Origin of the sequence: Methylobacterium sp. C1 (assembly GCF_001854385.1) — a bacterium.
In the GTDB taxonomy this organism is placed as follows: domain Bacteria; phylum Pseudomonadota; class Alphaproteobacteria; order Rhizobiales; family Beijerinckiaceae; genus Methylobacterium; species Methylobacterium radiotolerans.
Map to the genome: position 1 here is coordinate 598,996 of NZ_CP017640.1, position 23,466 is coordinate 622,461.

At 67.6% G+C, this 23,466-nt stretch carries 26 protein-coding genes and 1 pseudogene; 16 read left to right on the forward strand and 11 right to left on the reverse strand.

Annotated elements, in window-relative coordinates:
• The first annotated feature begins 73 nt into the window (after positions 1–73).
• Entirely contained in the window at positions 74–859 is a 786-nt protein-coding gene (locus tag BKE41_RS02695; RefSeq protein ID WP_142582429.1) for a hypothetical protein, read from the forward strand.
• 67 nt (positions 860–926) lie between these two features.
• On the opposite strand, the gene BKE41_RS02700 is transcribed toward BKE41_RS02695, so the two are convergent.
• Positions 927–1,259 carry a hypothetical protein gene (locus BKE41_RS02700; protein ID WP_059407872.1) on the reverse strand — a complete coding sequence of 111 codons (333 nt, stop codon included), beginning with the start codon at positions 1,257–1,259 and terminating at the stop codon, positions 927–929.
• A 1,470-nt stretch (positions 1,260–2,729) separates the two neighbouring features.
• Here BKE41_RS02700 and BKE41_RS02710 point away from each other — a divergent pair.
• Positions 2,730–3,698: a substrate-binding domain-containing protein gene (locus BKE41_RS02710; protein WP_059407868.1), complete on the forward strand. Its 969-nt coding sequence runs from the start codon at positions 2,730–2,732 to the stop codon at positions 3,696–3,698.
• A 39-nt stretch (positions 3,699–3,737) separates the two neighbouring features.
• Here BKE41_RS02710 and BKE41_RS31025 read toward each other — a convergent pair whose 3' ends face one another.
• The 7 genes from BKE41_RS31025 to BKE41_RS02735 form a co-directional block, all read right to left on the reverse strand.
• A complete protein-coding gene (locus tag BKE41_RS31025) occupies positions 3,738–3,899 on the reverse strand; it encodes a hypothetical protein (RefSeq protein ID WP_159392711.1) in 162 nt (53 codons plus the stop codon).
• A 59-nt stretch (positions 3,900–3,958) separates the two neighbouring features.
• Positions 3,959–4,726, reverse strand: coding sequence for a transcriptional initiation protein Tat (locus BKE41_RS02715; protein WP_059407866.1), 768 nt, complete (start codon positions 4,724–4,726; stop codon positions 3,959–3,961).
• A gap of 29 nt (positions 4,727–4,755) precedes the next feature.
• Positions 4,756–5,688 (reverse strand): c-type cytochrome, encoded by a 933-nt coding sequence (locus BKE41_RS02720; protein ID WP_244612611.1) that lies wholly within the window; start codon positions 5,686–5,688, stop codon positions 4,756–4,758.
• Positions 5,685–6,431 carry a c-type cytochrome gene (locus BKE41_RS02725; protein WP_083374276.1) on the reverse strand — a complete coding sequence of 249 codons (747 nt, stop codon included), beginning with the start codon at positions 6,429–6,431 and terminating at the stop codon, positions 5,685–5,687. The genes BKE41_RS02720 and BKE41_RS02725 overlap by 4 nt, the downstream gene beginning before the upstream one ends.
• Before the next feature lie 348 nt (positions 6,432–6,779).
• Complete coding sequence (locus BKE41_RS32575) at positions 6,780–6,878, reverse strand: DUF2474 family protein (RefSeq protein WP_083374277.1); 99 nt, start codon at positions 6,876–6,878, stop codon at positions 6,780–6,782.
• Positions 6,878–7,888: a cytochrome d ubiquinol oxidase subunit II gene (cydB, locus tag BKE41_RS02730; protein ID WP_059407862.1), complete on the reverse strand. Its 1,011-nt coding sequence runs from the start codon at positions 7,886–7,888 to the stop codon at positions 6,878–6,880. The genes BKE41_RS32575 and cydB overlap by 1 nt, the downstream gene beginning before the upstream one ends.
• 12 nt (positions 7,889–7,900) lie before the next feature.
• The gene (locus tag BKE41_RS02735) at positions 7,901–9,325 is read right to left on the reverse strand and encodes a cytochrome ubiquinol oxidase subunit I (RefSeq protein WP_059407860.1); all 1,425 of its coding nucleotides are present in this window, start codon (positions 9,323–9,325) and stop codon (positions 7,901–7,903) included.
• 325 nt (positions 9,326–9,650) lie between these two features.
• Between BKE41_RS02735 and BKE41_RS02740 the strand changes: the two genes are divergently transcribed.
• Both BKE41_RS02740 and BKE41_RS02745 read left to right on the forward strand, forming a co-directional pair.
• Entirely contained in the window at positions 9,651–10,214 is a 564-nt protein-coding gene (locus BKE41_RS02740) for a peroxiredoxin (RefSeq protein ID WP_244612617.1), read from the forward strand.
• A pseudogene (locus tag BKE41_RS02745) lies at positions 10,214–10,483 on the forward strand (metalloregulator ArsR/SmtB family transcription factor); the annotation flags it as partial. The gene BKE41_RS02740 and the pseudogene BKE41_RS02745, both read left to right, overlap by 1 nt.
• Before the next feature lie 283 nt (positions 10,484–10,766).
• Here the strand turns inward: BKE41_RS02745 and BKE41_RS02750 are convergent.
• Positions 10,767–12,443 (reverse strand): bifunctional protein tyrosine phosphatase family protein/NAD(P)/FAD-dependent oxidoreductase, encoded by a 1,677-nt coding sequence (locus BKE41_RS02750; RefSeq protein ID WP_059407854.1) that lies wholly within the window; start codon positions 12,441–12,443, stop codon positions 10,767–10,769.
• 215 nt (positions 12,444–12,658) lie between these two features.
• On the opposite strand from BKE41_RS02750, the gene BKE41_RS02755 reads away from it, so the two are divergent.
• The 4 genes from BKE41_RS02755 (at position 12,659) to BKE41_RS02770 (ending at position 15,745) form a co-directional block, all read left to right on the forward strand.
• Positions 12,659–13,444 (forward strand): sulfite exporter TauE/SafE family protein, encoded by a 786-nt coding sequence (locus BKE41_RS02755; protein WP_059407852.1) that lies wholly within the window; start codon positions 12,659–12,661, stop codon positions 13,442–13,444.
• A 74-nt stretch (positions 13,445–13,518) separates the two neighbouring features.
• Positions 13,519–13,731 (forward strand): DUF2892 domain-containing protein, encoded by a 213-nt coding sequence (locus BKE41_RS02760; RefSeq protein WP_059407847.1) that lies wholly within the window; start codon positions 13,519–13,521, stop codon positions 13,729–13,731.
• Positions 13,732–13,768: 37 nt separating this feature from the next.
• Entirely contained in the window at positions 13,769–14,668 is a 900-nt protein-coding gene (locus BKE41_RS02765; protein ID WP_059407845.1) for an MBL fold metallo-hydrolase, read from the forward strand.
• Positions 14,669–14,701: 33 nt separating this feature from the next.
• On the forward strand, positions 14,702–15,745 hold the full coding sequence (locus tag BKE41_RS02770) for a YeeE/YedE family protein (RefSeq protein ID WP_059407843.1): 1,044 nt from the start codon (positions 14,702–14,704) through the stop codon (positions 15,743–15,745).
• 12 nt (positions 15,746–15,757) lie between these two features.
• On the opposite strand, the gene BKE41_RS02775 is transcribed toward BKE41_RS02770, so the two are convergent.
• Positions 15,758–16,114, reverse strand: a complete 357-nt coding sequence (locus BKE41_RS02775) for a metalloregulator ArsR/SmtB family transcription factor (protein ID WP_043379005.1) — start codon at positions 16,112–16,114, stop codon at positions 15,758–15,760.
• A 33-nt stretch (positions 16,115–16,147) separates the two neighbouring features.
• Complete coding sequence (locus BKE41_RS02780) at positions 16,148–16,489, reverse strand: thioredoxin family protein (RefSeq protein WP_185156780.1); 342 nt, start codon at positions 16,487–16,489, stop codon at positions 16,148–16,150.
• Positions 16,490–16,730: 241 nt separating this feature from the next.
• On the opposite strand from BKE41_RS02780, the gene BKE41_RS02785 reads away from it, so the two are divergent.
• From BKE41_RS02785 to BKE41_RS02820, 8 genes are all read left to right on the forward strand, one after another.
• Positions 16,731–17,306, forward strand: coding sequence for a thioredoxin family protein (locus tag BKE41_RS02785; RefSeq protein WP_059407841.1), 576 nt, complete (start codon positions 16,731–16,733; stop codon positions 17,304–17,306).
• 167 nt (positions 17,307–17,473) lie between these two features.
• The gene (gene soxX / locus BKE41_RS02790; RefSeq protein WP_059407839.1) at positions 17,474–17,950 is read left to right on the forward strand and encodes a sulfur oxidation c-type cytochrome SoxX; all 477 of its coding nucleotides are present in this window, start codon (positions 17,474–17,476) and stop codon (positions 17,948–17,950) included.
• Between the two features lie 27 nt (positions 17,951–17,977).
• Positions 17,978–18,448 (forward strand): thiosulfate oxidation carrier protein SoxY, encoded by a 471-nt coding sequence (soxY, locus tag BKE41_RS02795; protein WP_059407837.1) that lies wholly within the window; start codon positions 17,978–17,980, stop codon positions 18,446–18,448.
• 39 nt (positions 18,449–18,487) lie between these two features.
• Complete coding sequence (gene soxZ / locus BKE41_RS02800; RefSeq protein ID WP_010682137.1) at positions 18,488–18,817, forward strand: thiosulfate oxidation carrier complex protein SoxZ; 330 nt, start codon at positions 18,488–18,490, stop codon at positions 18,815–18,817.
• Between the two features lie 59 nt (positions 18,818–18,876).
• On the forward strand, positions 18,877–19,740 hold the full coding sequence (soxA, locus tag BKE41_RS02805; RefSeq protein WP_059407835.1) for a sulfur oxidation c-type cytochrome SoxA: 864 nt from the start codon (positions 18,877–18,879) through the stop codon (positions 19,738–19,740).
• A gap of 15 nt (positions 19,741–19,755) precedes the next feature.
• Positions 19,756–21,435 carry a thiosulfohydrolase SoxB gene (gene soxB, locus BKE41_RS02810; RefSeq protein WP_059407833.1) on the forward strand — a complete coding sequence of 560 codons (1,680 nt, stop codon included), beginning with the start codon at positions 19,756–19,758 and terminating at the stop codon, positions 21,433–21,435.
• A gap of 53 nt (positions 21,436–21,488) precedes the next feature.
• Positions 21,489–22,796: a sulfite dehydrogenase gene (gene soxC, locus BKE41_RS02815; RefSeq protein ID WP_059407832.1), complete on the forward strand. Its 1,308-nt coding sequence runs from the start codon at positions 21,489–21,491 to the stop codon at positions 22,794–22,796.
• Positions 22,780–23,457 carry a cytochrome c gene (locus tag BKE41_RS02820; RefSeq protein ID WP_059407830.1) on the forward strand — a complete coding sequence of 226 codons (678 nt, stop codon included), beginning with the start codon at positions 22,780–22,782 and terminating at the stop codon, positions 23,455–23,457. The genes soxC and BKE41_RS02820 overlap by 17 nt, the downstream gene beginning before the upstream one ends.
• Positions 23,458–23,466 lie beyond the last annotated feature (9 nt).

Here is a 23,466-nt window from a genome sequence, read left to right on the forward strand (position 1 = left end):
GTGACTTGTCCTGGTAACTTTCATGCCGCGGGGGGAGGCTCCGTTCGCGGCACAGGCCGTGATGGAGGTTGAGATGTCCGTTTCTGACAGGTTCGCCCGGATCGCCCGGGCCATCGCCGCGATGATCATGGCCGCGCTGCGCGCCATCTTCGGCGGCGTGAAAGAGGCCGGTGCCGCGATCGCGGCCGACGTCCGCATGGTCGGCCGAGGCGTGAGGGACGGCGCCAGCCACGTCGCCCACGTCGCCGGCCGGGGGCTGTCCGGTCCGGCGCAGGTGCTGGACTACGCAGCCGGCGCCTTCGGTGCGACGCTCGGCGCGCTACTGCCCCGCCGGCCCGTCGGACCCCGGGACGTCGCGGACGCTGCCGTCGGCCGGGACGACAGCATGGCGGCGCAGACGTTGACCCAGGTGCCTCCCGCCGCCCGAGCCGAGCTCCATGCCGCCGCCATGCTCGGCAACGCCGTACAGGCCTCCGCCGGGGCCCGGGCAGCCGGCGACGTCCGGATGATCCCGCTCCACGATGCCGACCTGCCGCCGCACTTGGTCCAGTGGCTGGGTGGCCTCTCGCCGAACCAGCTGCGTCACCTCGGTGAGTTGACCACGTGGGTCGTCGCCGCCCACGTCCAGGGCCGCACCCCGATCCCCGGGATTCCGCCGGCTCCAGCCGCGCCCGTGGCTGCCCCGGCCCGGGACGACATGCGGGCGATGCTGGCCCAGATCCGCAGGGCCGCGGCCAACGACCGGGCGGAGGTGGCGGCCATGGCGACGCGCGGCCCCCGCCCGGCGGTTCTGCCGACCGAGGACGACGACGAGGCCTATGACCGCCGCCGTGGGGGGGCGCGTCCCGCCTTCGGCTGAGGTCTGCGACAAGAACGGAAAGGGCCGCCGGCGATCCCGGCGGCCCCTCGCATCTCAGCGGGCGTCCTCAGGCGCCGATGATGTCGCGCAGGCCGGCCGAGAACTCCCGCTCCACGCTCAGAGCCTCACGCAGCGCGGCCGCTTCTGCAACGGCCCGGGCGAGGGCCCGCTCCACGACCTCGATGCGGGCCTCGGCAGCCACCGCGCGGACCTCGGCCTCGCGCTGGTCGGCGCGGGCGTCCTGCAGCCTGTAGGCCAGCCGGGTCACCGAATCGACTGCCTCGTCCCGCCGGGCCCTCCGCTCAGCCGCAGCGAGCTGCACGCCGAGGTGGATCGCGCTGCCGATCGAGGCGAGCCTCCCCCCGCAGTCCATCATGACCTCGGCGGCGATCGCGTTCATGGGGGCCTCCTTGGCGGCGGTGTGTACCCTCAAGATGGGCCTGGGCGGACTCCCTCGTCCAGAGGGCCGGCCCGCCTTTCGAGCGGTATCCCTGGCCTCCGGTTAACCGGGACGTGTCCAGCGAGCGGTTTTGGGGCCGAGGGGCTGTCCTACCGTTACTCCATTCCACGGAATCGGCTGTCGCGATCTTGGTAACGCGGATTTCGAGGGATCCTAGGCGGCCTTTGCAGGTCCTGGTGCGCCCCGTGGCGGGGTCAGCAGGCGGTCCTGGATCGCTGCGAGGACGGCCTCGGAGCGGTAGCGGACCGGCTCCCGGCCAGCCTCCTCCGCCCGCACGGACCGTAAGAGGAGATGCTCCTGCGTGAGCCTAAGCAGCGCCGCTGGAGTGACCGGGCGCGTCAAGGCGTCCCCGCCCCGGGATAGGATCGACCGGACGGCGTCCCCGAGGGCCCTGTCCAGCGTCGCCGCGTCGGGCCGCCCCATGTCGCGCAAGCGCTCCCGCTCACCGGCCTTCCGGCGCCGGCCGAGGTCTCGCTCGTGTGCGACGCGCTGGGCCTCGGACAGGGTGGAGATCTTCATGCGCATGGGGTGGCTCCTCGATGCTGGAGGATGCCCCGGGGCGATGCATACGTCCAAGACATGTCACGCCAGGATGCCCCCGAAACGTGAAATGTCCGCCAAACCTGAACATTTGTTAATTTTGAAGGGCGCACAGGGGGCGCACAGCGCCCGACGGTGGGCGCACGTCGGACTACGCTTCGGCGCGAACTCGCGGCCGGAGGGTCACGACGACTTCGTGGTCCAGCGAGGCCGCGGCGGCGCAGAGGCGGTCCCACCCCCAACCGGCGATGTCACCGGCCCGAAGCTGCGTGCGCGCGTGGCTGTCCCGCATGCCCTCGGGGAAGCCGGTCGCTCGGGTGAGGCGGCACGGCTTGGCTGAGGGGACAGCCGGCATGAGCCGGTCGAGGAATGCCTGGAGGGGGCCGGCGTGGGCCGCCGCGACCTGCGCGGCAAGGCCGTCCTTGGCTCGGGCGGCGTCGGCCTGGCCCCGGGGGCGTCGTAGCTGGCCATCAACTGGTTGCCGCGGATTCCTATCGCAAGCCGGCTGCCAAAAGCGGCCATTCCGCCTAGCGCCCAACACGGCCGTTCAGAACGCTCCGGCACCTTCTTCAAAGCGGACCATCCAGCAATTTCGTTTGTAGCTCTACGGGATACCCAGCTACCATTCACAATGCCGCTTTCACTGTCCTGGATGATAGCCTCATCATTCCGCGGATCTCACCCGCAGCCACGTCGCCAGGGGATTTGACGTCTTCGTATCAGGGGACGCCATTGTGGCCCGGTGCAAGCTCCAAGCTTGGCAAGCCGGATCAGAGCTGGTTTGAGCTCCACAACTTATCCTTAAGCTTGACTTAAGCTACAGGGTCCAACGGCGACGTCTCCGTCCGGCGTAAAAGGAAGGCGATTTCGATGCCTCAAATCAGGTTTCTCAGCCTTGCTTTGGGTTGCTGTTTACTTGTAGTTCAAGCCTCCCCGAGCCACGCGATCGATTCCCACGTAGGCCGGCTTCCCCCATGGCAAGCTGGGGCCAACAACCCTGCAGTCGACAAGGGGTTGGAATTCACGGTTAAGGAGGCCGACAACCTCGCCGACTTCCATGGCGACCTGACCAACGCGCGCCTCGTGCTCTACGTGGGCGGCAATTACTTCTTCGCGATGGCGCCGCTGGTGGCGGCCTTCGAGGCGAAGCACCCTGAGCTCAAGGGCCGGATCTACTACGAGACGATTCCGCCGGGTCTGCTCGTCCGCCAAATGAAGGCCGGCGGGCGCATTACCGTCGGCAACATGACTTGGACGGCCAAGCCCGATGCGTACTTCTCGGGCCTCATGGCGGTAAATCGGCTCATTGAGGCGGGCGATCTTCTCGGCCCCCCGACGATCTACGCGACAAATCAGCTTGCGATCATGGTGCCCAAGGGCAACCCGGCGGGCATCAAGGGCTTGGCCGATCTTGCGCGGCCGGGGCTGACCCTCGCCATGCCCAATCCCGAATTCGAAGGTGTCGCTCGCCAGATCAAGGCCTCCCTGGCCAAGGCGGGGGACGATGATTTGGTGAAGGCCGTCTACGAGACAAAGGTCGCCGACGGGACGACGCTTCTGACGCGGATGCATCATCGCCAGACGCCGGTCTGGCTAATGCAGGGACGCGCACAGGCCGGGGTCACGTGGCGTTCGGAAACCTTGTTCGAAGAGCAGGTTGGATTACCGACCGAGCGCATCGACATCCCGGACGAGCAGAACGCCACCGGCATCTATGCCGGAGCGGTCGTGAAGGACGCCGCGCATCCGGCCGAGGCGAAGCTCTGGCTGGATTTCCTCATGGGCGACGACGCGCGAGCGGTCTTCTCCCGTTATGGTTTTGGCCAATACCGGCCGTGAGGACTGCGGACTATCGTCGTGACGCCGGGCCGCTTCGCCTCATCGGCGGACCGGCGAGGCCTTCGGGCTGCGGGACAGGGCGCGGTTGAGCTTGCGCAAGGCGCGGTCGTCGCGGGTGCAGAGATCGTGGGCGAAGGCCTCCTCCAGATAGGCCGCCTCCGCCGATCGTTTCGTCCGGCCGGCGGCCTCGACCGCCGTCACCGCGCTGAGGACAAGGATTCCGACGAGACATCCGACACTCAGACCCTGCACTGTCGGCCTCACTTCGCGTAATGAAAGCCGGCCTGCTGCAACTCGGGCAGCGTGCCGACGGCGCCGGGGGTCAGGACGACGCCCGGAATGAGATGGTTCGTCAGCTCCGCCAGCGCATCGTGCGAGAGCTTGTCCGGGTTCAGATCGCGCCGGATGAGCGTCCCCGCCTGTTCCCAGATTGCGTTGTGACACGAGAGGAATACGACGCCCCGGGCCATCAGCGCCGGGATCGTGTTGTTCTCCGGCGAGAACATCCCCGCCGGGTCCTGGTAGTTCGCGGCCCCCGCCTGAGCCGCTTTCTTCCGCACGATCAGCGTGTTGGTCTTGAACGCCTCGCCCGCGAGCTTGGTGAGTTGGTACTTGTCCCACATCGCCTGGTCGTAGAGGGCGACATTCGCCGATCCGTGGGTCGCCGAGGCGGCCAGAAAATCGGGATGCTTGAATGACCAGACCTGATTGTTCAGGGCGTTGCGCATGAGGTTCAGCCACGGCCCGCCGATGTCGGTGTTGTCCCAGACCTGGCGGGGGCCTCCCTTGTAGGCGATCACCTCTGACAGGGCCTCGTGGTCCCAGAAATCTGGTCGGTCGAGGATCATCGGCACGATCTTAAAATCCCGCCGGCGCGGGGCCCTCGCCAGACGGTCTGTGAGGTCCCGCAGATTTCGGCTGCCCTCGGGTAGGTCGGCGGCGGTGGTCGCCCCGGCCGGGCGCGCGTCCGCCAAGCCTGCGGCGAGGCCGGCGCCCAGGGCAAGCAGGCTGCGGCGTTCGAGGGTCATGATCGTGCTCCCAGGGGGCCAGTTGCTGTTCAGTGCGGCACGGTCCCGGCAGGAGGTGCCCCCTCACCGAGCGTCACGCCGTCCACGGCCTGACCGTAGAAATCGTAAGGGCTGTCGTGATGGGCCTTGCGGGTCGCCGCGAGATCGCCGGTGAAGCGTGGGTCCTGCGGTCGCTCGCGACTGTCGATATAGGCGGCGACGTCCCAGGCTTCGGCATCGGTGAGGCTGTTGCCCTGGCTCAGCGGCATATTGGCCTTGATGAAGCCTGCCGCGTTGACGACCGAACTCATCCCCGCGCCCCAATTGTAGGAGCGGGCTCCCCACAGTGGCGGGAACACGATCGTCCCGTCCGGGCTCGCCTGCCCGGCACCGTCGCCACCGTGACAGAGGGCGCATTTCGCGGCGTAGACTTCTCGCCCATGGGCCAGATCGAGGCCTTTGGGCTTGGCGAGCTTCGGGTACCCCTGCCCGGGAAGCTTCATGCCTACGGGAGCCCCGTGGGCGAGGAAGGCGGCATAGGTCTCCAGCGCGACCAGGACGGGATCGCCCAGCGGGGGCGCCTTGCCGTTCATGCTGTAGCGGAAGCATCCCTGAAGCCGCTCCGCGAAGGTATTCACGTGACGGTTCTTCGCCCGGTAGGCCGGGTAGACGAGATAGGCCGCCCAGAGGGGAGCGGAATGGCCGAGGCGGCCCCGGTCGAGGTGACAGTTCGTGCAGCGCAGATCGTTGCCGACGAAGGCCCGCGCCTCGGCGCCCGTATCGCGAAAGATGCGCTCGCCCAGGCGAATGACTTGGCCGAAGTCGTCGTCGGAGATGGCGGAATCGGGCTGAGGCACGAAGGGCGGCGCGGTTGTCTCGGCCCCTACGGAACCGAGGGGCGTCAGGACCGCGAGGCCCCCCATCGCCGTTGCCAGCGCGAGGCGGGCTGCGGACCGTCCGGTGAAGCGCGTCATAAGGTTCATCGGCCGCCTCCAATCGCCGTGACAGGAAGAGCGGCGTAGTAGGCAGCGACGGCGGTGGCGTCGTCATCGCTCAGCCGGTCGGCGATCCCCTTCATCAGCCCGAGGGGATCGTTGTGGCGTGTCCCGGCTTTCCAGGCGGAGAGCTGCGCCGCGAGATAGGCGGCCGGCTGGCCGGCCAGCGGCGGGAAGGCGGCGCCGACGCCCTGCCCAGCTGGGCCGTGGCATTGTGCGCAAGCGGGCAATGCCTTCGTCCACTCACCAGTCTGCGCCAGCATTCGGCCGCGGTCGTATGCCGTGTCGTCCGGCTGGGGTGTCCCGTCGGGCGGCGGGGCGCGGAGCCCGGCATAAAAGACGGCCAACGCCCGCCGCTCCTCCGGTGCTAGGCCTTGGGCAATCGGACCCATGATCTCATGGTCCCGGCTGCCGTCGGCGAAGCTGTCGAGCTCGTGTGCGAGGTAGTCCTCCGCGAGGCCTGAAAGACGGGGAAAGCCGCCCTCGGCATTTCCGCCCCCGGAATCCCCGTGGCACGAGGCACAGGCCGGCACGCCGGCCTGTGTTCCGTTACGGGCGATTTCACCACCGTCCATGGCTCGTGCTGGGCAGACAGAAGCACACATCAACAGTCCGCCGAACGCGATGCGGACACTCCTGCTCGCCGCCAGAGCCAACCTGCGACTCATCGGAAGCACAGCGACGAGCGCAGAAAAGGCAAGGTGAGAAACTTTGACCGACGGTGCATGCATTCCGCCATCCTTGCCGTCCTGCTTAAGCCAGGCTTAAGGGGGGCTGCCCCCCGCCGAACAATGGAAAGGCACTCAGCACAAATATCCGTCATCGCGGCGGCGCGCTGGCATCCCGGGCTGGAGGATGCACTGTCGAGAACGTCGGCACGAACATTCCTCTGGTCGAACGCGCCAACGTCCGCTCGACCTTTTCCGGGAGCGCGACAGCCGCCGAACCGGCAGTGGCTCCGGCTTCGCTATGGCAAAGGTAGGTCTCGGCCCGACCTCGCAAGGGGACTTACCAAGGACCGAAGCATCCTGAAGGGGTGGCGTGCAGGATCACGGTTGCAATGGGCAGACCGACACCCTTCACACCCCCTTGAGTAGCCACCGCAGCGGCAGGGCGACAGCCGTGAGGCTCGCCACGCTCATCGCCCAGATCAGCACGAACCAGCCGAACCTGCGCATCAGTGGTACCCCGCTTCCGCCGTGACCTTGCCGCGGAACAGCCAGTACACGTAGGCTGTGTAGGCCAGGACCAGGGGCACCAGCACCGCCGCGCCGTAGAGCAGGAAGCCCTGCGATTTCGGATGCGTCGCCGCCTGCCAGATCGTGACGCTCGGCGGCACGATGTACGGCCACATGCTGATGCCGAGCCCGACATAGGACAGCAGGAAGAAACCGAGCGCGCAGAGGAAGGGCGTGACCTCCTCCCGCCGCCCTAGGGCCTGGGCGAAGCGCCACGCCAGGAGCCCGACCAGGATCGGCACCGGCGCGCCGACGAACAGGCCGGGCAGGCCGAGCCAGCGGGCGCGAAAGGGCGCGCTGATCGCCAGCGTCGTCGCCGAGACCACGGCGATGAGGACCAGCGTCGCCACCGCCAAGGGCTTGGCGAGGTTATACGCCCGGATCTGCAATTCGCCGCTGGTCTTCCAAATCAGCCAGCAGGCCCCGAGCAGGCCGTAGCCTACGACGAGCGCGAAGCCGGTCAGCACAGAGAACGGCGTCAGCCAGTCCCACCAGCCGCCCGCATAGGCCCGGCCCTCGATCCTGATGCCCTGGACGAAGGCGCCGAGCGCGATCCCCTGGCAGAAGGCGGCGACGAAGCTGCCCCAGGAGAAGGCACGGTCCCACCACAGCTGCCCGCGCGGCGTCGCCATGCGGAAGCGCATCTCGAAGGCGACGCCCCGGAACACCAGCGCCAGCAGCATCAGGATCAGTGGCATGTACAGGGCGGGCAGGATCGTGGCGTAGGCCAGCGGAAACACCGCAAACAACCCGCCGCCGCCCAGCACGAGCCAAGTCTCGTTGCCGTCCCAGACGGGGGCGACCGAGTTCACCATCACGTCCCGCTCGGCCTTGCCGCGCACCGCCGGGAACAGGATGCCGAGCCCGAGATCGAACCCGTCCATCGCCACGTAGAGAAACACGGCGGTGGCGATGAGGATCGCCCAGATGAGGGTTAGATCGAGGTCCATGACAGCCTCCCCTCACTCGGCCGGTTGCAGGTGCGCGTCACCGGCGAGTGCCGGCGCCGGAGTAATGCCCGCCGTGCGGACCGGCTGGCCGACGGGCGGGCCGGATTCGTGCGGTCGCGGGGTCTGGTTGAACAGGTGGAACAGGTACCAGATGCCCGCCCCGAACACCGCGAAGTAGACCAGCGCGAAGGCCGCGAGGGAGGCCGCCACGGCGGGGGCGGCGATGGGTGAGACGCTGTCGGCGGTGCGCAGCAGGCCGTAGACCGTGAAGGGCTGGCGGCCGGTTTCCGTCACCACCCAGCCCGCCGTCACCGCGATCAGCCCCGAGGGGCCCATCGCCACGGCGAAGCGGTGCAGCCAGGGCGTCTCGAACAGGCGGCCCTTGTACCGCAGAAACAGCGACCACAGGCCGAGGCCGATCATCAGCATGCCGAGCCCGACCATCACCCGGAAGGCCCAGAACACCAGCGGCAGGTTGGTCGGCCACGTGTCGCGCGGCAGGTCCTTCAGGCCCGTGACCTTCGCGTTCAGATCATGCGCGAGATAGAGGCTGGCGAGGCCCGGGATGCCGATCTCGTATTTGGTCTCGGCGGCCTGCGCGTCCGGCCAGCCGAACAGAATCGAGGGCGCGCGGGTCACGCTGTCGAAGTGGCCCTCCATCGCCGCGACCTTGGCGGGCTGGTGGTGGTAGCTGTTCCCGCCGTGCAGGTCGCCGAGCACCAGTTGCACCGGGGCGACGATCGCCGCCATCCACATCGCCATGGAGAACATCAGCCGGGCGCGGGGATTGGTCCGGTCGCGCAGCAGGTGCCACGCGCCGACCGCGCCGACGATCATCGCCGTCGTCAGATAGGCCGCCGTCACGGTGTGGGCGAAGCGGTAGGGGAAGGACGGGTTGAAGATCACCGCCGTCCAGCTCTCCGGCACGAACCGGCCGTCGGCATCGAGCGAGTAGCCCGCGGGCGTCTGCATCCAGGAATTGGCGGACAATATCCAGAAGGCCGAGAGCAGCGTGCCGCCCGCGACGAGGCAGGTCGCCAGGAAGTGCAGGCGGGGGCCCACCCGCTCCATCCCGAACAGCATCACCCCGAGGAAGCCCGCCTCCAGGAAGAAGGCGGTCAGCACCTCATAGCCGAGCAGCGGCCCGAGCACGGGAGCGGTCTTGTCCGAGAAGACCGACCAGTTGGTGCCGAACTGGTAGCTCATCACCAGCCCCGACACGACGCCCATGGCGAAGGCTACGGCGAAGACCTTCAGCCAGTAGCGGTAGGTGTCGAGATAGACTGGCTTGTCGGTGGCGAGCCAGAAGGCTTCCAGCACCGCGAGATAGCTCGCCAGCCCGATGGTGAAAGCCGGGAACAGGAAGTGCCAGACGACCGTGAAGGCGAACTGACTGCGGGCGAGGTCGAGCGCGCTCGGGAGATGGTTGGCCAGCATCCGTGGGCGCTGCCTTTGGCGGGAATGGGGACATCCGGGAGGCCCGCCATGGACCGTACCGAACCAAGCATGCCGCCGGAATGTCGCCCCGCCTTCATATGCCACAGCTCGGGCGTGTCAATACAAGTTTATGATGCGAAGACCTACTCGATATGAATTTGCATATTGACCGGCATCGTAGCGAGGTCCACGGTGCTGACCACACTGTTGAAACGTCGAGAGTTGTTCCATGAGTATCGAAACCGACACCGATCCGCCCGTGCCGCCGCCCGCCTGCCCGCCGATCATCGGCGACGTCGCGCCGAACTTTCGCGCGCGGACGACGATGGGCCCGCGGACGCTCGCCTCGTATCGCGGACGCTGGCTGGTGTTCTTCTCCCACCCGGCCGACTTCACCCCCGTCTGCACCAGCGAGTTCGTCGCGTTCGCCCAGGCCTACGAGGCCTTTCGGGACACCGACTGCGACCTGCTCGCCCTGTCCGTCGACAGCCTTTCCTCCCACTTGGCCTGGAAGCACAGCATCGAGCAGCGTTTCGGCGTGCGGGTGCCATTCCCTATCGTCGAAGATCCCGCCATGGGCATCGCCCGGGCCTACGGCATGCTGCCGGCTGGCTCGACGTCGAGCGCCACCGTCCGGACCACGTTCGTCATCGATCCTGAAGGCATCGTGCGGGCGCTGGTCGCCTACCCGCTGACGGTGGGCCGCAGCATCGCCGAGATCCTTCGGCTGGTGCAGGCGCTCCAAGCCTGCGACGCATCGGACGTCTCGACGCCGGAGGGATGGCAACCCGGCGACCAGGTGCTTGTGAACCCGCCTCTGACGAGCGACGAGATCGCCCAGCCAGGCGCTGCGGGGCAGGACTGGTACTACCGCTTGGGAAGCCTGTGATGGCCTCCGGCACGGACGAGGCGACGGCGATCCTGATCGCCGACCTGCTCAAGGTCGCCGCCAACCCGAACCGGCTGCGCATCCTGTATCTCCTGGCGGAGGGAGAGCGATCCGTCTCTGAGATCGAGCAGCAGCTCGGCATCCGCCAACCAACGCTGTCGCAGCAGCTCGGGGAGCTGCGCAACGCTGAGGTCGTGGCCACGCGGCGCGAGCACAAGGTGGTGTTCTACAGCCTGAGCGACGCCCGCATGCAGGCCCTCCTCGACGCGTTCGACGACATCCTGATCGCGGGTCGACCGCGGAGAAGCTTGCCTGCGCGCAGCCCGGATGCGCGAGCGCGGGCGCTCGGCCAAGCGGCGATGTTCGGTCAGGTCGGAGAACCTTGACGGACGCTGTCGCTCCGTTCCTAGCGCCGCTCGCTGGCGCTGGCGCGCCGCTCCGAACACGTGCCTCACGGTCCGGAACCCTAGCTGTCGGCTGAGGGCATGCGATTGAGCCCGCATCGTCGACGCACAGCGAGCGGCGCCGGGACAAAGCCGGCGCCGCTTAGCTTCAGGCGGCTGCCTTCTCCGGCTTAGCCATCCATTCGCGTCCCTTGAGCATGGCCTTCCAGTAGATTGGAGGCAGCATCCGCTCCTTCAGGAGCCATGCGAGGTGGCTCGGCTTCGTCCCGTCGATCAGCCATGCGGGGAAGCTCGGCATGAGCTTGCCGCCGTAGCCGAACTCCGCGAGCAGGATCTTACCTCGCTCGACCGTGAGCGGACACGAGCCGTAGCCGTCGTAGGCGACCTCGGCCCCGCGCAGGTGGCCCATCTCGACGAGGAGGTTGTGGGCCACCACGGGCGCCTGCTTGCGCGCGGCGGCGGCGGTCTTGGCGTTGGGCGCGTTGCAGGCGTCGCCGAGCGCGTAGACCTCGGGGAAGCGACGGTGTCGCAGGCTCCCGGGGTCCACATCGACCCAGCCGGCGGCATCGGCCAGGGGCGAGACGCGGACGAAGTCGGGCGCCTGCTGCGGCGGGACGACGTGGATCATGTCGAAGCCGGTCTCAACCGTCTCGCTGCCGCCCTCCTCCGTCTTGCGCGAGAACCACGCGCGCCGAGCCGGACCGTCGATCCGGGTCAGGGTGTGATTGAAATTCAGGTTCGCGTCGTAGCGCTTCACGTAATTCATCAGGGCCGGGACGTATTCCTTCACGCCGAACAGGACTGGACCGGCATTGTAGAGCTCGACCGCGATGTCCCCGAGCCGCCCCTGCCGCAGCCAGTGGTCGGCGGAAAGGTACATCGCCTTCTGCGGGGCGCCGGCGCACTTGATCGGCATCGGCGGCTGCGTGAAGACGGCGCGGCCCGCCCGCAGGTTCCGCACGAGGTCCCAGGTGTAGGGGGCGAGGTCGTAGCGGTAGTTCGAGGTGACCCCGTTCCGCCCGAGGGTTTCGGCGAGCCCCTCGATGCCGGCCCAGTTCAGCTTGAGGCCGGGCGCGACCACGAGGCGGTCGTAGCGCACCACCCGGCACCCTTCCAAGATTACCGCCTTGCGCTCGGGCTCGAAGGCCGCAACCGCCGCCTTGATCCAGCGCACGCCGTTCGGGATCAGGGAAGCCATGGTCCTGGCCGTGGCGGCGGGCTCGAACACTCCGCCGCCGACCATCGTCCAGCCCGGCTGGTAATAGTGCACGTCCGCCGGATCGATGACGGCGATGTCGAGGTCGGGTTTGCGCGCCTTCAGGCTCGCCGCGACGGCGATGCCGCCGGCCCCGCCGCCGACGACGACCACACTGTGGAACTGGTCGGCGTGCTCAGTAGGAACCCGGCCGCCTGCCGCGATGCGCCGGACGACGCCGCTCAGTTCGTATCCGGCCGCCTTGGTGGCAGCCAGGATGTCCGGAAGCGGCCGCGCAGCTGCCGCCTCGCCGAGCGCCCACAGCGTCGCGGAGCGGGTTCCGGTGCGGCAGAAGGCGAGCACCGGCTTCGGCAGGGCCGCGAGCTCGCCGCGGAAGGCCATCACATCCCCATCCGTCACCTTGCCCGACGTGACGGGTAGGTACCGCGCCTCCAGGCCGGCCGCACGCGCGGCGGCCTCCAACTCCGAGAAGCCCGGCTGGTCGCCGCCCTCGCCATCGGGGCGGTTGCAGATCACCGCCCGGAAGCCCGACTCGGCCGCCGCCGCGAGATCGGAGGGAGCGAGCTGACCCGTCACCGACAGGTCCGGGGAGAGGCGTTTGACGTCCATGGCTAGATCCTCATCTGATAGATTTATATTATGAGTTGCGATTTCTATAAATCATACGTTGACCTCCACCGCAAGAAGGTCCACCAGTGACGAAAGCGACGATCCTTTCATTTTGTTTTTTTATTAAATGAATGACAGTCGGGATCGGGGCTTGCCGGCCGCCGACCGGCTCGACCGGTCGTCGACAAGGCCCCTGGACGCGGAGGTCACCGCCGATGAATGCGCTTCCCGCCATCTTGTCCGGCTCAGGGGTCGGCTTCACGCTCGGACTCATCGGCGGCGGCGGCTCGATCCTGGCGACGCCGCTTCTGCTGTACGTGGTCGGCATGGCCCAGCCGCACCTCGCCATTGGAACCGGCGCTCTGGCGGTCGCGGCCAACGCGTTCCTGACCCTCGTCGGGCACGCCAGGTCCGGCAACGTGCGTTGGCGCTGCGCCGTCGTGTTCGCCGGAGTCGGCATCCTTGGCGCCCTCGTCGGCTCGACGTTCGGCAAGGCGGTCGACGGCCAGCGCCTGCTCTTCCTCTTCGCGATGCTGATGGTCGTCGTGGGCATCCACATGCTGCGGGGTCGCAAGGTTCAGAGTGGAACCTCGGAGCCTGTCGGATGCGGTCCGGTACCGAGTTGGAAGGTCGTGGCCGTCGCCTTCGCGGTCGGGGTCCTGTCGGGCTTCTTCGGGATCGGCGGCGGGTTCCTGATCGTGCCGGGCCTCGTCTTCGCCACCGGCATGCCGCTGATCACTGCGGTCGGCACCTCGCTGCTCGCCGTTGGTGCCTTCGGCCTCGCCACAGCAACGAATTACGCCCTGTCCGGAATGGTCGATTGGGCCGTCGCCGGGGAATTCATCGCCGGCGGCCTCGTCGGCGGTTTCTTGGGTATGCGGCTGGCCAACCGGCTCTCTGGCTACAAGGGCGCGCTCGACACGGTATTCGCCACCGTCATCTTCGGTGTCGCCGGCTACATGCTCTACCGCAACGCCGGCGCTTTCGCCGCGACGCCTTGACCGTCGCCGAGGCGGGCGCCCGGTGCCGCACCCGCTTCGATGACCACCGGACGGCACCTTTCAGGAAAACCGCCATGACCCCCAATGTCGGTAGCATCGATCGCATCCTGCGCCTCGTCGTCGGCCTTCTGATCGCAGGCCTGGGCTACACGATGCTCGCCGGAGTCTGGGCCCTTGCCGCCGTCGGCATCGGCGCCGTGATGGCGTTGACCGCCCTCGTCGGGTTCTGCCCAGCCTACACGATCCTAGGGATCAACACCTGCCGACGCCGGCTTCCCGGCGCGTGACCCCACCCGTCCAAGGACGACCGACAGGAGACAAGCAATGACCGAAGCCCGTGGCCCCGAACCCGTCATCCAAGCCTTCTTCGACGAGCCCACCAACACGGTGAGCTACATCGTGGCCGATCCCGAGACGAAGCAGGCGGCCTTCATCGATCCGGTGCTCGACTACGATCACAACGGCGGCAGCGTCGACACTCGCTCCGTTGAGGCGATGCTGACGGCCGCCGACGAGGCGGGCTACACGGTGGTCTGGACGCTGGAAACCCACGCGCACGCCGACCACCTCTCCGGCTCGCCCTACGTGAAGGCCAAGACCGGCACGAAGATCGGCATCGGCGAGCACATCAAGGAGGTCCAGAAGATCTTCCGCCCGGTCTTCAACGCCACCGACCTAAAGACCGACGGCAGCGATTTCGACCACCTCTTCGTGGACGGCGAGACGTTTGCCATCGGCAATCTCGCCGTCGAGGTGCTGTACACGCCAGGCCATACGCCGGCTGACATCTGCTACCGCATCGGCGGCCACGTCTTCGTCGGCGATACGCTGTTCATGCCCGATTTCGGTACCGCGCGGGCCGACTTCCCCGGCGGCGACGTGCGCACCCTCTATCGCTCGATCCGCAAGTTGCTGGCCCTGCCTCCGGCGACGGTGCTTCACCTCTGCCACGACTACAAGGCGCCGGGCCGCGACGTGTACGCCTGGGAGACCACGGTCGGCGAGCAGCGCGAGCGCAACGTTCATGTGAAGGAGGGCGTGAGCGAGGAGGAGTTCACCGCCATGCGCACCGCCCGGGACGCGACGCTGGCTGCGCCGCGCCTTCTGCTGCCGTCGATCCAGGTCAATATCCGCGCCGGCAAGTTCCCCCCGGCCGAGGCGAACGGCGTTCGTTACCTGACCATTCCGGTCAAACTGAAAGGCGGAGCGGAATTGGGCGTTTGACAGGGCTCATCGGTATTGGGCGTACCTGAGCCGATGATGGACCTCCTGCCTGCGCATCTCCTCCGGGCGGCCCTCGGCCTCGTGCTGGGTGCCGTGCTCGGGATGGTCGCGCGCCGGGGGCGGTTCTGCACGTTGGGCGCCATCGAAGATGCCGTCTATGCGCGCGACACGCGCCGCGCCCGGGCATGGTTGCTGGCCACCGGCATCGCCGTGGTGGGCACGCAGCTTTTGGAATCCGAATTCGGTCTCGACCTCGCCCGGTCGATCTATGCGGGGCCGCGCTTCGAATGGGGCGCGATGATCCTCGGCGGAACGATGTTCGGCTTCGGCATGGCGCTCGTCGGCACCTGCAGCTTCGGCGCGTTGCTGCGGCTCGGCGGGGGAGATCTGCGCGCCCTCCTCGTCCTCCTCGTGCTCGGCCTCTCGGCCTACATGGCGATCAGCGGCGTGACAGCCTTTCTGCGCGTGACGCTCACCGCACCGCTCAGCCTCGATCTCGGTAGCCAGCGGCTCGGGGCCTTGTTGAAGCTGGATCAGACCGGCCGCGTGGCCTTCAGCGTCATTGCAGGCATCGGCTTCTGCCTCGTGGCGCTGACGGGCAAAGACTTCCGTCGGACTCAGCGGCTCCTCATCGGCGCCATCGCCATCGGGCTCGTCATCGTCGCCGGGTGGTGGACGAACGGGAGCGCGGGTTTCGACGAGTTCGAAACCCGGGCGGTCGGCTCCTTCAGCTTCGCACGGCCGGTCGGCGATACCCTCCTCTATGCCATGCTCGCGAGCGGCACGCGGATCGATTTCGGCGTGGCCTCGGTCCTCGGCGTCGTGCTCGGGTCCTTCGCGGCGGCGCGCGCTGCGGGTGAATTTCACTGGGAGGCGCCCGATGATGCCCGCGAGGTGAAGCGCCACCTGCTCGGCGCCTTCCTGATGGGCACCGGCGGCGTCACGGCGCTGGGCTGCACCATCGGCCAGGGATTGAGCGGGCTTTCGACGCTGTCGGTCGGCTCGATTCTCGCCCTCGGCGCGATCCTCGTCGGGGCTCGCGCGGGGCTCTACTACCTCGTGGACCGGCACACTTGAGGGTTTCGCCGGTTACGGTGTCCGTCCGTTGCAGAATGCGCGGTGCAGGGCGGCGATGATCTCGCGAACCTCGGGCCGGGCCAGCGCATAATAGATGTTCTTGCCGTCACGGCGGGCCTCGACGAGATCGTCGGCCCGTAACCGAGCCAGTTGCTGGGACACGGCCGGTTGCCGCAGATTCAGCAATTGCTCCAGTTCCGAGACCGAGCGCTCGCCCTCGACCAGCAGACAGAGGATGACGAGGCGCGCCTCGTGCCCGAGGGCTTTGAGCAGTTCGCTGGCATCGCGGGCATTGGCCAGCAACAGATCCAGGTCGAGGCTGCCCGGGGCCTCGACGCTCGTCACCGGTTGCGCCTGTTGCAACGGCATCATCCCACCCTTTTCCTCGCCGCCCGAAGCCCGTTACGGGGATCCGGGGAGCCGTTCGAGCAACCGCTCGGCCCGTCCCCAGAAGAAATCCTCACCCGGATAGCCCTCGATCCGGTCGAGCTCGGACCCGTCTTCGACGAGGACGAATGTCGGTGTGTAGCGGATCGGGCGCTTGAGCGTGAGTCCGGGAGGGAGGCCTGCGTCGAGATCGACACGGCGCAACGGCGCCCGCTTCCCGATATCCGTCTTCGGGTAGATCGGCCCGATCTCCTTGTCCCAGGCCTTGCACCACGGGCAGCCGCGCCGCTCGAACTTGATCAGCTCGGCGGCCTCAACGATGCCGGGCCATAGGGCGAACCCCCACGCCCCCGCCATGACGGCTCGCCTCGTTCCCCGCATCGGTCTTCCCAAGCCCAGGACCACTGATCCTTATATAGCAAAAGACGAATGTGTTCGAGGGGCATCGGCGCAGCCGCCGGGATCGTGATCGCCCTCGGCGCGGAGCCGCCGTCGTCCGCGCGGCTTCAATGGCAGCCGGATGTCAGGAGGACTAGATTGCCAGGGGCAGGACAATCGCTCTACACATGCAGAAACTAGAATATTTGGAGGGGACGCCATGTCGACCCGGCGCCGGTTCCTGGCGGGTGCCCTCGCGCTCGGCCTGCCCTCCAGGGCCATGGCCCAAGCGATCCAGGGCGATGACGGCCTCTACCGGGAGCCCTGGTTCCTCGAAAGCTTCCTCGATCTCCCCGACGATCTGAAGTCCGCGCGGGAGCACGGCAAGCGCCTCGCCATCCTGTGGGAGCTGAAGGGCTGTCCCTTCTGCAAACAGATCCACCTCGTGAACTTCGCAGATCCGGCGACGAGCGCCTTCATCCGCGAGCGTTTCGAGATCCTGCAACTGAATTTCATCGGTTCGCGGGAGGTCACCGATTTCGACGGTCAGATCCTTCCCGAGAAGGCTTTCGCGGAGAAGTACGGCATCCGGTCCACGCCGACCATTCAGTTCTTTCCGGTGGAGGAGACGGCACTCGCGGGCAAGACGCCCCAGCAGCGCGAGGTCCTGCGAGTGCGGGGCTACGTGCCGCCGGAGGAGTTCCGCCGGACTTTCGCCTTCGTGGCCGAGCGTGCCGACGAGCGGACGACCCTGCAGGATTACCTCCGCTCGCCGGAGGCGGCGCAGCGGGGCTGACAGTCCCGCCGCGATAGTCAGCGGCCTCGCAATTCCAGCTTGACTTGAGAGCGATCCACGTCAAACTTGCAATAATTCGCATATGTCGATGGGTTTGCCCGCCGGCAGAGCGAGCGGTTCGAGACGACCGCACTCGCCGCAAAGACGGCGCACCGAGGAAACGCCAGATGCGCAGGCCGATCACAGCCTTTGCGCTCGCGGGACTTTGCGTCCTCGCGACCGCCGCCGGAGCCGAGACGGCTTCCACCGGGCTCGCCCCGTTCAAGATCGTCGCCATCGATGGCAGCGACTCAATCCCCGAGCCGCTCACCGACAAGCCGGGGGATGCGGCGGCCGGCGCGAAGGTCGTCGTGAACCGGCGCCAGGGCAATTGCCTCGGCTGCCATCAGGTCTCGTCGCTCAAGGGCGAATCTTTCCACGGCGAGGTCGGGCCCTCCCTCGATGGCGTCGCGGGCCGGTGGGACGCGGCCCACCTGCGGATGATCGTCGTCAACCCGAAGCACGTCTTCACCGAGGCGACCGTGATGCCGGCCTTCTACCGGATCGACGGCCTCAACCGCGTGCGCGCCGAATTCCAGGGCAAGCCGATCCTGACCGCGCAGCAGGTCGAGGACGTCGTCGCCTACCTCACGACCTTGAAGTGATCTCGCGGGCTGAAGGAGCCGCTTGCCATGACCTCTGCCAAGATCCCCGCAATGAGCCGCCGCCAAGCCCTGGCCTTCGGCACCGGCGCCATGGTGGCCACCGCCTTCGCTTTCCGCGCCGGCCCGGCCCTGGCGGCGAAGCCCGCGACCGATGAGGCCATCAAGGCCTTCACCCGCGGCAAGGAGCCGGTGAAGGGCAGGGTCAAGCTCGAACTCCCCGAGATCGCCGAGAACGGCAACACGGTGCCGATGACGGTGAGCGTCGACGGGCCGATGACGGCGGAAAGCTACGTCGAGGAGGTGATGATCGTCGCCGAGGGCAATCCGAACCCCGGCGTCATCAGCTTCCACTTCACGCCGTCGAGCGTCGCGGAGGCGAACACCCGGATCCGTCTCGCAGAGACCCAGAACGTCATCGCGGTCGCCCGCATGAACGACGGCTCGGTGTTCAGCGACGTCCGCCAGGTGAAGGTCACCATCGGCGGCTGCGGCGGCTAACCCATACGCGACAGCATCGAACGAGGACGGGAGGACCACATGGCCGACGTGAAGCCGCGGATCAAACTGGACAAGAAGGAGGTCGCCAAGGGCGGCATCATCGAGGTGAAGACGCTCGTCTCCCACACGATGGAGTCCGGCCAGCGCAAGGACAAGGACGGGAAGACGATCCCGCGCAAGATCCTGAACAAGTTCACCTGTGACCTGAACGGCAAGACGATCTTCAGCGCCGATATCGAGAGCGCAGTCTCCGCCAATCCCTACTTCCAGTTCAAGATCAAGCCCGAAGAATCCGGAGCGCTGACTTTTACCTGGGTCGATGACGACGGGTCGAAGATCCAGGCCACCGAGCAGATCAAGGTCGCCTGACGCGCGCCCGGGGCCGTTCGCCCCGGAGCGCCTCCCCCCGCCGCGCCGGAGCCCTCACCATGGTCCGCCCAACTCTCGCCTTTACAGCGCTCGCGCTCGTCGCGTTGGCCGTCGCGCCGCACGCGCAGGACATGCCGTCGGCGCCCGCCGCGAAGGAGCCGTCCGAGCGCCCGGCGTGGCAGGCGCACGGCATGAAGCCCCAGAACCCGAATTCTCCGTTCGAGGAAGTCGTCTCGGGCCTGTATTTCCGTTCCAAGGAAACGCAGGAGATGCAGGCCGACGACTTCAACAATCCGGGCTTCCTCGCCGTCGAGCAGGGCGAGGAACTCTGGTCGAAGGTCGATGGCACGGCCGGCAAGTCCTGCGCGAGCTGCCACAACGAGGCCTCGACCTCGATGAAGGGCGTCGCGGCTGCCTATCCGAAGTGGAACGAGAAGCTCGGGAAGCCAATCAATCTGGAGCAGCGGATCAACATCTGCCGCAGCGGCGCCCTGAAGGCCGAGCCTTTCGTCTTCGGCTCGCCCGAACTCACGGCCATGACCACCTACATCCGCAACCAGTCCCGGGGGATGCCGGTCGCCGTGAAGGTGGACGGGCCGATGACGCCCTGGTTCGAGCGCGGCAAATCGCTGTACTACCAGCGGAACGGCCAGCTCGATCTCGCCTGCGCGAGCTGCCACGAAAAGAACCACGGCAAGTATCTCCGGGCCGATTTCCTCAGCCAGGGGCAGAGCAACGGCTTCCCCGTCTACCGCCTACGTGACCAGCGGCTGGTGCCGCTGCACGAGCGCATGGAGGGCTGCATGCAGGACGTCCGGGCCACGCCGTTCAAGCCGCTCTCCGACGAGTTCCTCGCCCTGGAGACCTACGTCGCGTGGCGCGGCCTCGGCCTTCCGGTCGAGACGCCCGCCGTGCGCAACTGAGGGTCGGATCGTCCCATGACCTCACGCCGCGACTTCCTGCAGATCGCCGCCGCCACCGCGGCCCTGGTGCCGACGGGCTGGATCCGCGCCTTCGCCCAGCAGCGCCTGACCCAGTACGACCTCCTGGCCTTCGAGCCGATGGGCAACGTCACCCTGGTCCACCTGACCGACATCCACGCGCAGTTGCGGCCCGTGCTGTTCCGCGAGCCCTCGACCAATCTCGGGGTGGGCGAGGCGCGCGGTCAGGTCCCCCACGTCACCGGACGCGCCTACCTCGACCTCTACGGCATCCCCGGCGGCTCGCCGCTGGCCTATGCGCTGACGCCGGAGGACTACGTCGCGCTCGCCCGCAGCTACGGCCGGATGGGCGGCCTCGACCGGATCGCCACGGTGCTCGACGCGATCCGCGCCGAGCGCGGCGACAAGGTGCTGTTCCTCGACGGCGGCGACACTTGGCAGAACAGCTACACCTCGATGGTGAGCAAGGGCCAGGACATGGTCGACTGCATGGCGCTGCTGAAGCCCGACGCCATGACCGGCCACTGGGAGTTCACCCTCGGCACCGAGCGGGTGAAGGAGATCGTGGACGGGCTCGGCTGCCCGTTCCTCGGCCAGAACGTCCGCGACGCGGAGTGGAACGAGCCAGCCTTCGAGTCCACGAAGATGTTCGAGCGCGGCGGCGCGAAGGTCGCGGTGATCGGGCAGGCCTTCCCCTACACGCCCATCGCCAACCCGCGCTGGATGATCCCGAACTGGTCCTTCGGCATCCGCGAGGAGGATGTGCAGGCGAGCGTCGACAACGCCCGGAAAGAGGGCGCCGACCTCGTCGTGCTGCTCTCTCACAACGGGTTCGACGTCGACCGCAAGCTCGCCTCGCGGGTGAAGGGAATCGACGTCGTCCTGACCGGTCACACGCACGATGCGCTGCCGCAGGCGGTAAAGGTCGGCAACACCCTGCTCATCGCCTCGGGCAGCCACGGCAAGTTCCTCACCCGCGTCGACCTCGACGTGCGGGACGGCGCCGTGAAGGGCTACCGCTCGAAGCTCATCCCGATCTTCTCCGATGTCATCGCCCCGCAGAAGGCGATGGCGGCCAAGATCCAGGCGATCCGCGCGCCCCACGAGGCGATGCTGAGCCAGGAACTTGGGCGGACCGAGGCCCTGCTCTACCGGCGCGGCAACTTCAACGGCACCCTCGACGACCTGATCTGCGACGCGCTCCTGTCCGAGCGCGAGGCCGACATCGCCCTCTCGCCCGGCTTCCGCTGGGGCACGACCCTCCTGCCCGGGCAAGCGATCACCCACGAGGACGTCTACAACGCCACCGCCATCACCTACCCGGCGGCCTACCGGATGCCCATGACCGGCGCCCGGCTGAAGGAGGTGCTGGAGGACGTGGCCGACAACCTGTTCAACGCCGATCCCTACTACCAGCAGGGGGGCGACATGGTGCGGGTGGGGGGCGTGTCCTACGCCATCGATGTCGCCCGCCCGGCCGGAAGCCGCATCTCCGACCTGACCCTGCTGCGCACCGGCAAACCCATCGAGGCCGGCAGCAGCTACACCGTGGCGGGCTGGGCGAGCGTCAACGAGGGGACCGAGGGTCCGCCGATCTGGGACGTCGTCGCCTCGCACATCAAGGCCAAGAAGACGGTGAACCCGACGCCCGCGCAGGTCACCGTCCGTGGCGCCTAGTCGTCTTCAAGATATTCACACATTGCCATACTTGAAACAGTTCGGAGAGACCGATGTCTGAACCGAAGCCGCGCCCCGATCCGTCCGGGCCGACCTCCCGCCGATCCTTCCTGCGCACCGGCCTCGCCTTGGGCGGAGCGGTCGGCGCCGGGGTGGGAACCGGCGCTTTCGCGGGCCGTGCGGCCGCCGCCGCGCCGGAGGCCAAGAACCTGCCGCCGAACGTGCCGGAATGGTCGCAATCCCTCGGTGACGGTGTCGTGAGCCGGCCCTATGGCCGCCCCTCGAAGTTCGAGGCGGACGTGATCCGCCGCGACGTTGAATGGCTGACCGCCTCTCGCCAGAGCTCGGTGAGCTTCACGCCGCTGCACCAGCTTGAGGGGATCATCACCCCCAACGGTCTCGGCTTCGAGCGCCACCATGGCGGCATCGCCGAGATCGACCCGGCCGAGCACCGGTTGATGATCCACGGCCTCGTTGAGAAGCCGCTGATGCTGACGCTGGAGGACATCAAGCGCTTCCCCCGCGTCAACCGGATCGCCTTCCTCGAATGCGCGGCCAATTCCGGCATGGAGTGGAAGGGCGCGCAGCTCAACGGCTGCCAGTTCACCCACGGCATGATCCACTGCGTCATGTACACGGGCGTGCCGCTCAAGCGCCTCCTCGAAGAGGCGGGTCTCAAGACGAACGCCAAGTGGCTGCTGCCGGAGGGGGCGGACGCCGCGGCGATGACCCGCTCGGTGCCGATCGAGAAGGCGCTCGACGACGCCATCGTCGCCTACGCCATGAACGGCGAGGCGCTCTATCCCGAGCACGGCTACCCGCTGCGCCTCGTCCTGCCCGGCTGGCAGGGCAATATGTGGGTGAAGTGGCTGCGCCGGATCAAGGTCGGCGACGAGCCCTGGCACACCCGCGAGGAGACCTCGAAGTACACGGCCCTCATGCCGGACGGACAGGCGCGGCGCTTCACCTGGGCCATGGACGCGAAGTCCGTGATCACCAATCCAAGCCCGCAGGCGCCGATCCACGGCAAGGGCTTCACCGTGCTCTCGGGCCTCGCTTGGTCGGGACGCGGGGCGATCAAGGGCGTGGACGTCTCCCTCGATGGCGGCCGCAACTGGCGCGCCGCCCGCCTCGACGGTCCGGTCCTCGATAAGGCGCTGACGCGCTTTTATTACGAGTTCGACTGGAACGGTGAGCCGCTGCTGCTCCAGTCCCGCGCCAGGGACGAGACCGGCTATGTGCAGCCGACCAAGGCGGCTTTGCGCCAGCATCGCGGCCTGAACTCGATCTACCACAACAACGGCATTCAGACCTGGCACGTGCTGCCCAGCGGGGAGATCGAGAATGTCGAGGTCGCGTAACCTCATTCCGGCCGCGCTCGCAGCCGCCCTCCTGGCCGCGACGCCGGTGGCGGCCGAGCGCCTAAACATCGGCCGCGCGGCAACGCCCGAGGAAATCAAGGGCTGGGACATCGACGTGCGGCCGGACGGCCAGGGGCTTCCGGTCGGCAAGGGCACGGCGGCGCTGGGCGAGACCATCTTCCAGGAGCGCTGCGCCAGCTGCCACGGCGAGTTCGGCGAAGGCGCGGGCCGGTGGCCGGAACTCGCGGGCGGATCCGGGACCTTGAAGTCGGAAAACCCGGTCAAGACCATCGGGTCCTACTGGCCCTATGTCTCGACGGTCTTCGACTTCGTGCACCGGGCGATGCCGTTCGGCGCGGCCCAGACCCTGACGCCGGATGAGACCTACTCGGTCACGGCCTATCTCCTCTATCTCAACGACATCCTGAAGGATCAGGATTTCGAGGTGAACGAGAAGAACCTCGCCAGCATCCGCCTGCCGAACGAGAAGAACTTCTTCATGGACGACCGCCAGACGGCGGAGAAGGAGTTCTGGACGGCCAAGCCCTGCATGACGAACTGCCTGCCCAAAGAGGCGACGATTACGAGCCATGCGCGCATCCTCGACGTGACGCCCGACAAGGCCCCCGACTCCGCGAAGAAGGCGCCGCCAGTCCAATGACGACTGGCG

Excerpts from the sequence above, each read along its gene's own strand:
- BKE41_RS02695 (WP_142582429.1), top strand. The coding sequence starts at position 74 with ATGTCCGTTTCTGACAGGTTCGCCCGGATCGCCCGGGCCATCGCCGCG.
- BKE41_RS02700 (WP_059407872.1), bottom strand. The coding sequence starts at position 1,259 with ATGAACGCGATCGCCGCCGAGGTCATGATGGACTGCGGGGGGAGGCTC.
- BKE41_RS02710 (WP_059407868.1), top strand. The coding sequence starts at position 2,730 with ATGCCTCAAATCAGGTTTCTCAGCCTTGCTTTGGGTTGCTGTTTACTT.
- BKE41_RS02715 (WP_059407866.1), bottom strand. The coding sequence starts at position 4,726 with ATGACCCTCGAACGCCGCAGCCTGCTTGCCCTGGGCGCCGGCCTCGCC.
- BKE41_RS02720 (WP_244612611.1), bottom strand. The coding sequence starts at position 5,688 with ATGAACCTTATGACGCGCTTCACCGGACGGTCCGCAGCCCGCCTCGCG.
- BKE41_RS02725 (WP_083374276.1), bottom strand. The coding sequence starts at position 6,431 with ATGCATGCACCGTCGGTCAAAGTTTCTCACCTTGCCTTTTCTGCGCTC.
- BKE41_RS32575 (WP_083374277.1), bottom strand. The coding sequence starts at position 6,878 with ATGCGCAGGTTCGGCTGGTTCGTGCTGATCTGGGCGATGAGCGTGGCG.
- cydB (WP_059407862.1), bottom strand. The coding sequence starts at position 7,888 with ATGGACCTCGATCTAACCCTCATCTGGGCGATCCTCATCGCCACCGCC.
- BKE41_RS02735 (WP_059407860.1), bottom strand. The coding sequence starts at position 9,325 with ATGCTGGCCAACCATCTCCCGAGCGCGCTCGACCTCGCCCGCAGTCAG.
- BKE41_RS02740 (WP_244612617.1), top strand. The coding sequence starts at position 9,651 with ATGGGCCCGCGGACGCTCGCCTCGTATCGCGGACGCTGGCTGGTGTTC.
- BKE41_RS02750 (WP_059407854.1), bottom strand. The coding sequence starts at position 12,443 with ATGGACGTCAAACGCCTCTCCCCGGACCTGTCGGTGACGGGTCAGCTC.
- BKE41_RS02755 (WP_059407852.1), top strand. The coding sequence starts at position 12,659 with ATGAATGCGCTTCCCGCCATCTTGTCCGGCTCAGGGGTCGGCTTCACG.
- BKE41_RS02760 (WP_059407847.1), top strand. The coding sequence starts at position 13,519 with ATGACCCCCAATGTCGGTAGCATCGATCGCATCCTGCGCCTCGTCGTC.
- BKE41_RS02765 (WP_059407845.1), top strand. The coding sequence starts at position 13,769 with ATGACCGAAGCCCGTGGCCCCGAACCCGTCATCCAAGCCTTCTTCGAC.
- BKE41_RS02770 (WP_059407843.1), top strand. The coding sequence starts at position 14,702 with ATGATGGACCTCCTGCCTGCGCATCTCCTCCGGGCGGCCCTCGGCCTC.
- BKE41_RS02775 (WP_043379005.1), bottom strand. The coding sequence starts at position 16,114 with ATGCCGTTGCAACAGGCGCAACCGGTGACGAGCGTCGAGGCCCCGGGC.
- BKE41_RS02780 (WP_185156780.1), bottom strand. The coding sequence starts at position 16,489 with ATGGCGGGGGCGTGGGGGTTCGCCCTATGGCCCGGCATCGTTGAGGCC.
- BKE41_RS02785 (WP_059407841.1), top strand. The coding sequence starts at position 16,731 with ATGTCGACCCGGCGCCGGTTCCTGGCGGGTGCCCTCGCGCTCGGCCTG.
- soxX (WP_059407839.1), top strand. The coding sequence starts at position 17,474 with ATGCGCAGGCCGATCACAGCCTTTGCGCTCGCGGGACTTTGCGTCCTC.
- soxY (WP_059407837.1), top strand. The coding sequence starts at position 17,978 with ATGACCTCTGCCAAGATCCCCGCAATGAGCCGCCGCCAAGCCCTGGCC.
- soxZ (WP_010682137.1), top strand. The coding sequence starts at position 18,488 with ATGGCCGACGTGAAGCCGCGGATCAAACTGGACAAGAAGGAGGTCGCC.
- soxA (WP_059407835.1), top strand. The coding sequence starts at position 18,877 with ATGGTCCGCCCAACTCTCGCCTTTACAGCGCTCGCGCTCGTCGCGTTG.
- soxB (WP_059407833.1), top strand. The coding sequence starts at position 19,756 with ATGACCTCACGCCGCGACTTCCTGCAGATCGCCGCCGCCACCGCGGCC.
- soxC (WP_059407832.1), top strand. The coding sequence starts at position 21,489 with ATGTCTGAACCGAAGCCGCGCCCCGATCCGTCCGGGCCGACCTCCCGC.
- BKE41_RS02820 (WP_059407830.1), top strand. The coding sequence starts at position 22,780 with ATGTCGAGGTCGCGTAACCTCATTCCGGCCGCGCTCGCAGCCGCCCTC.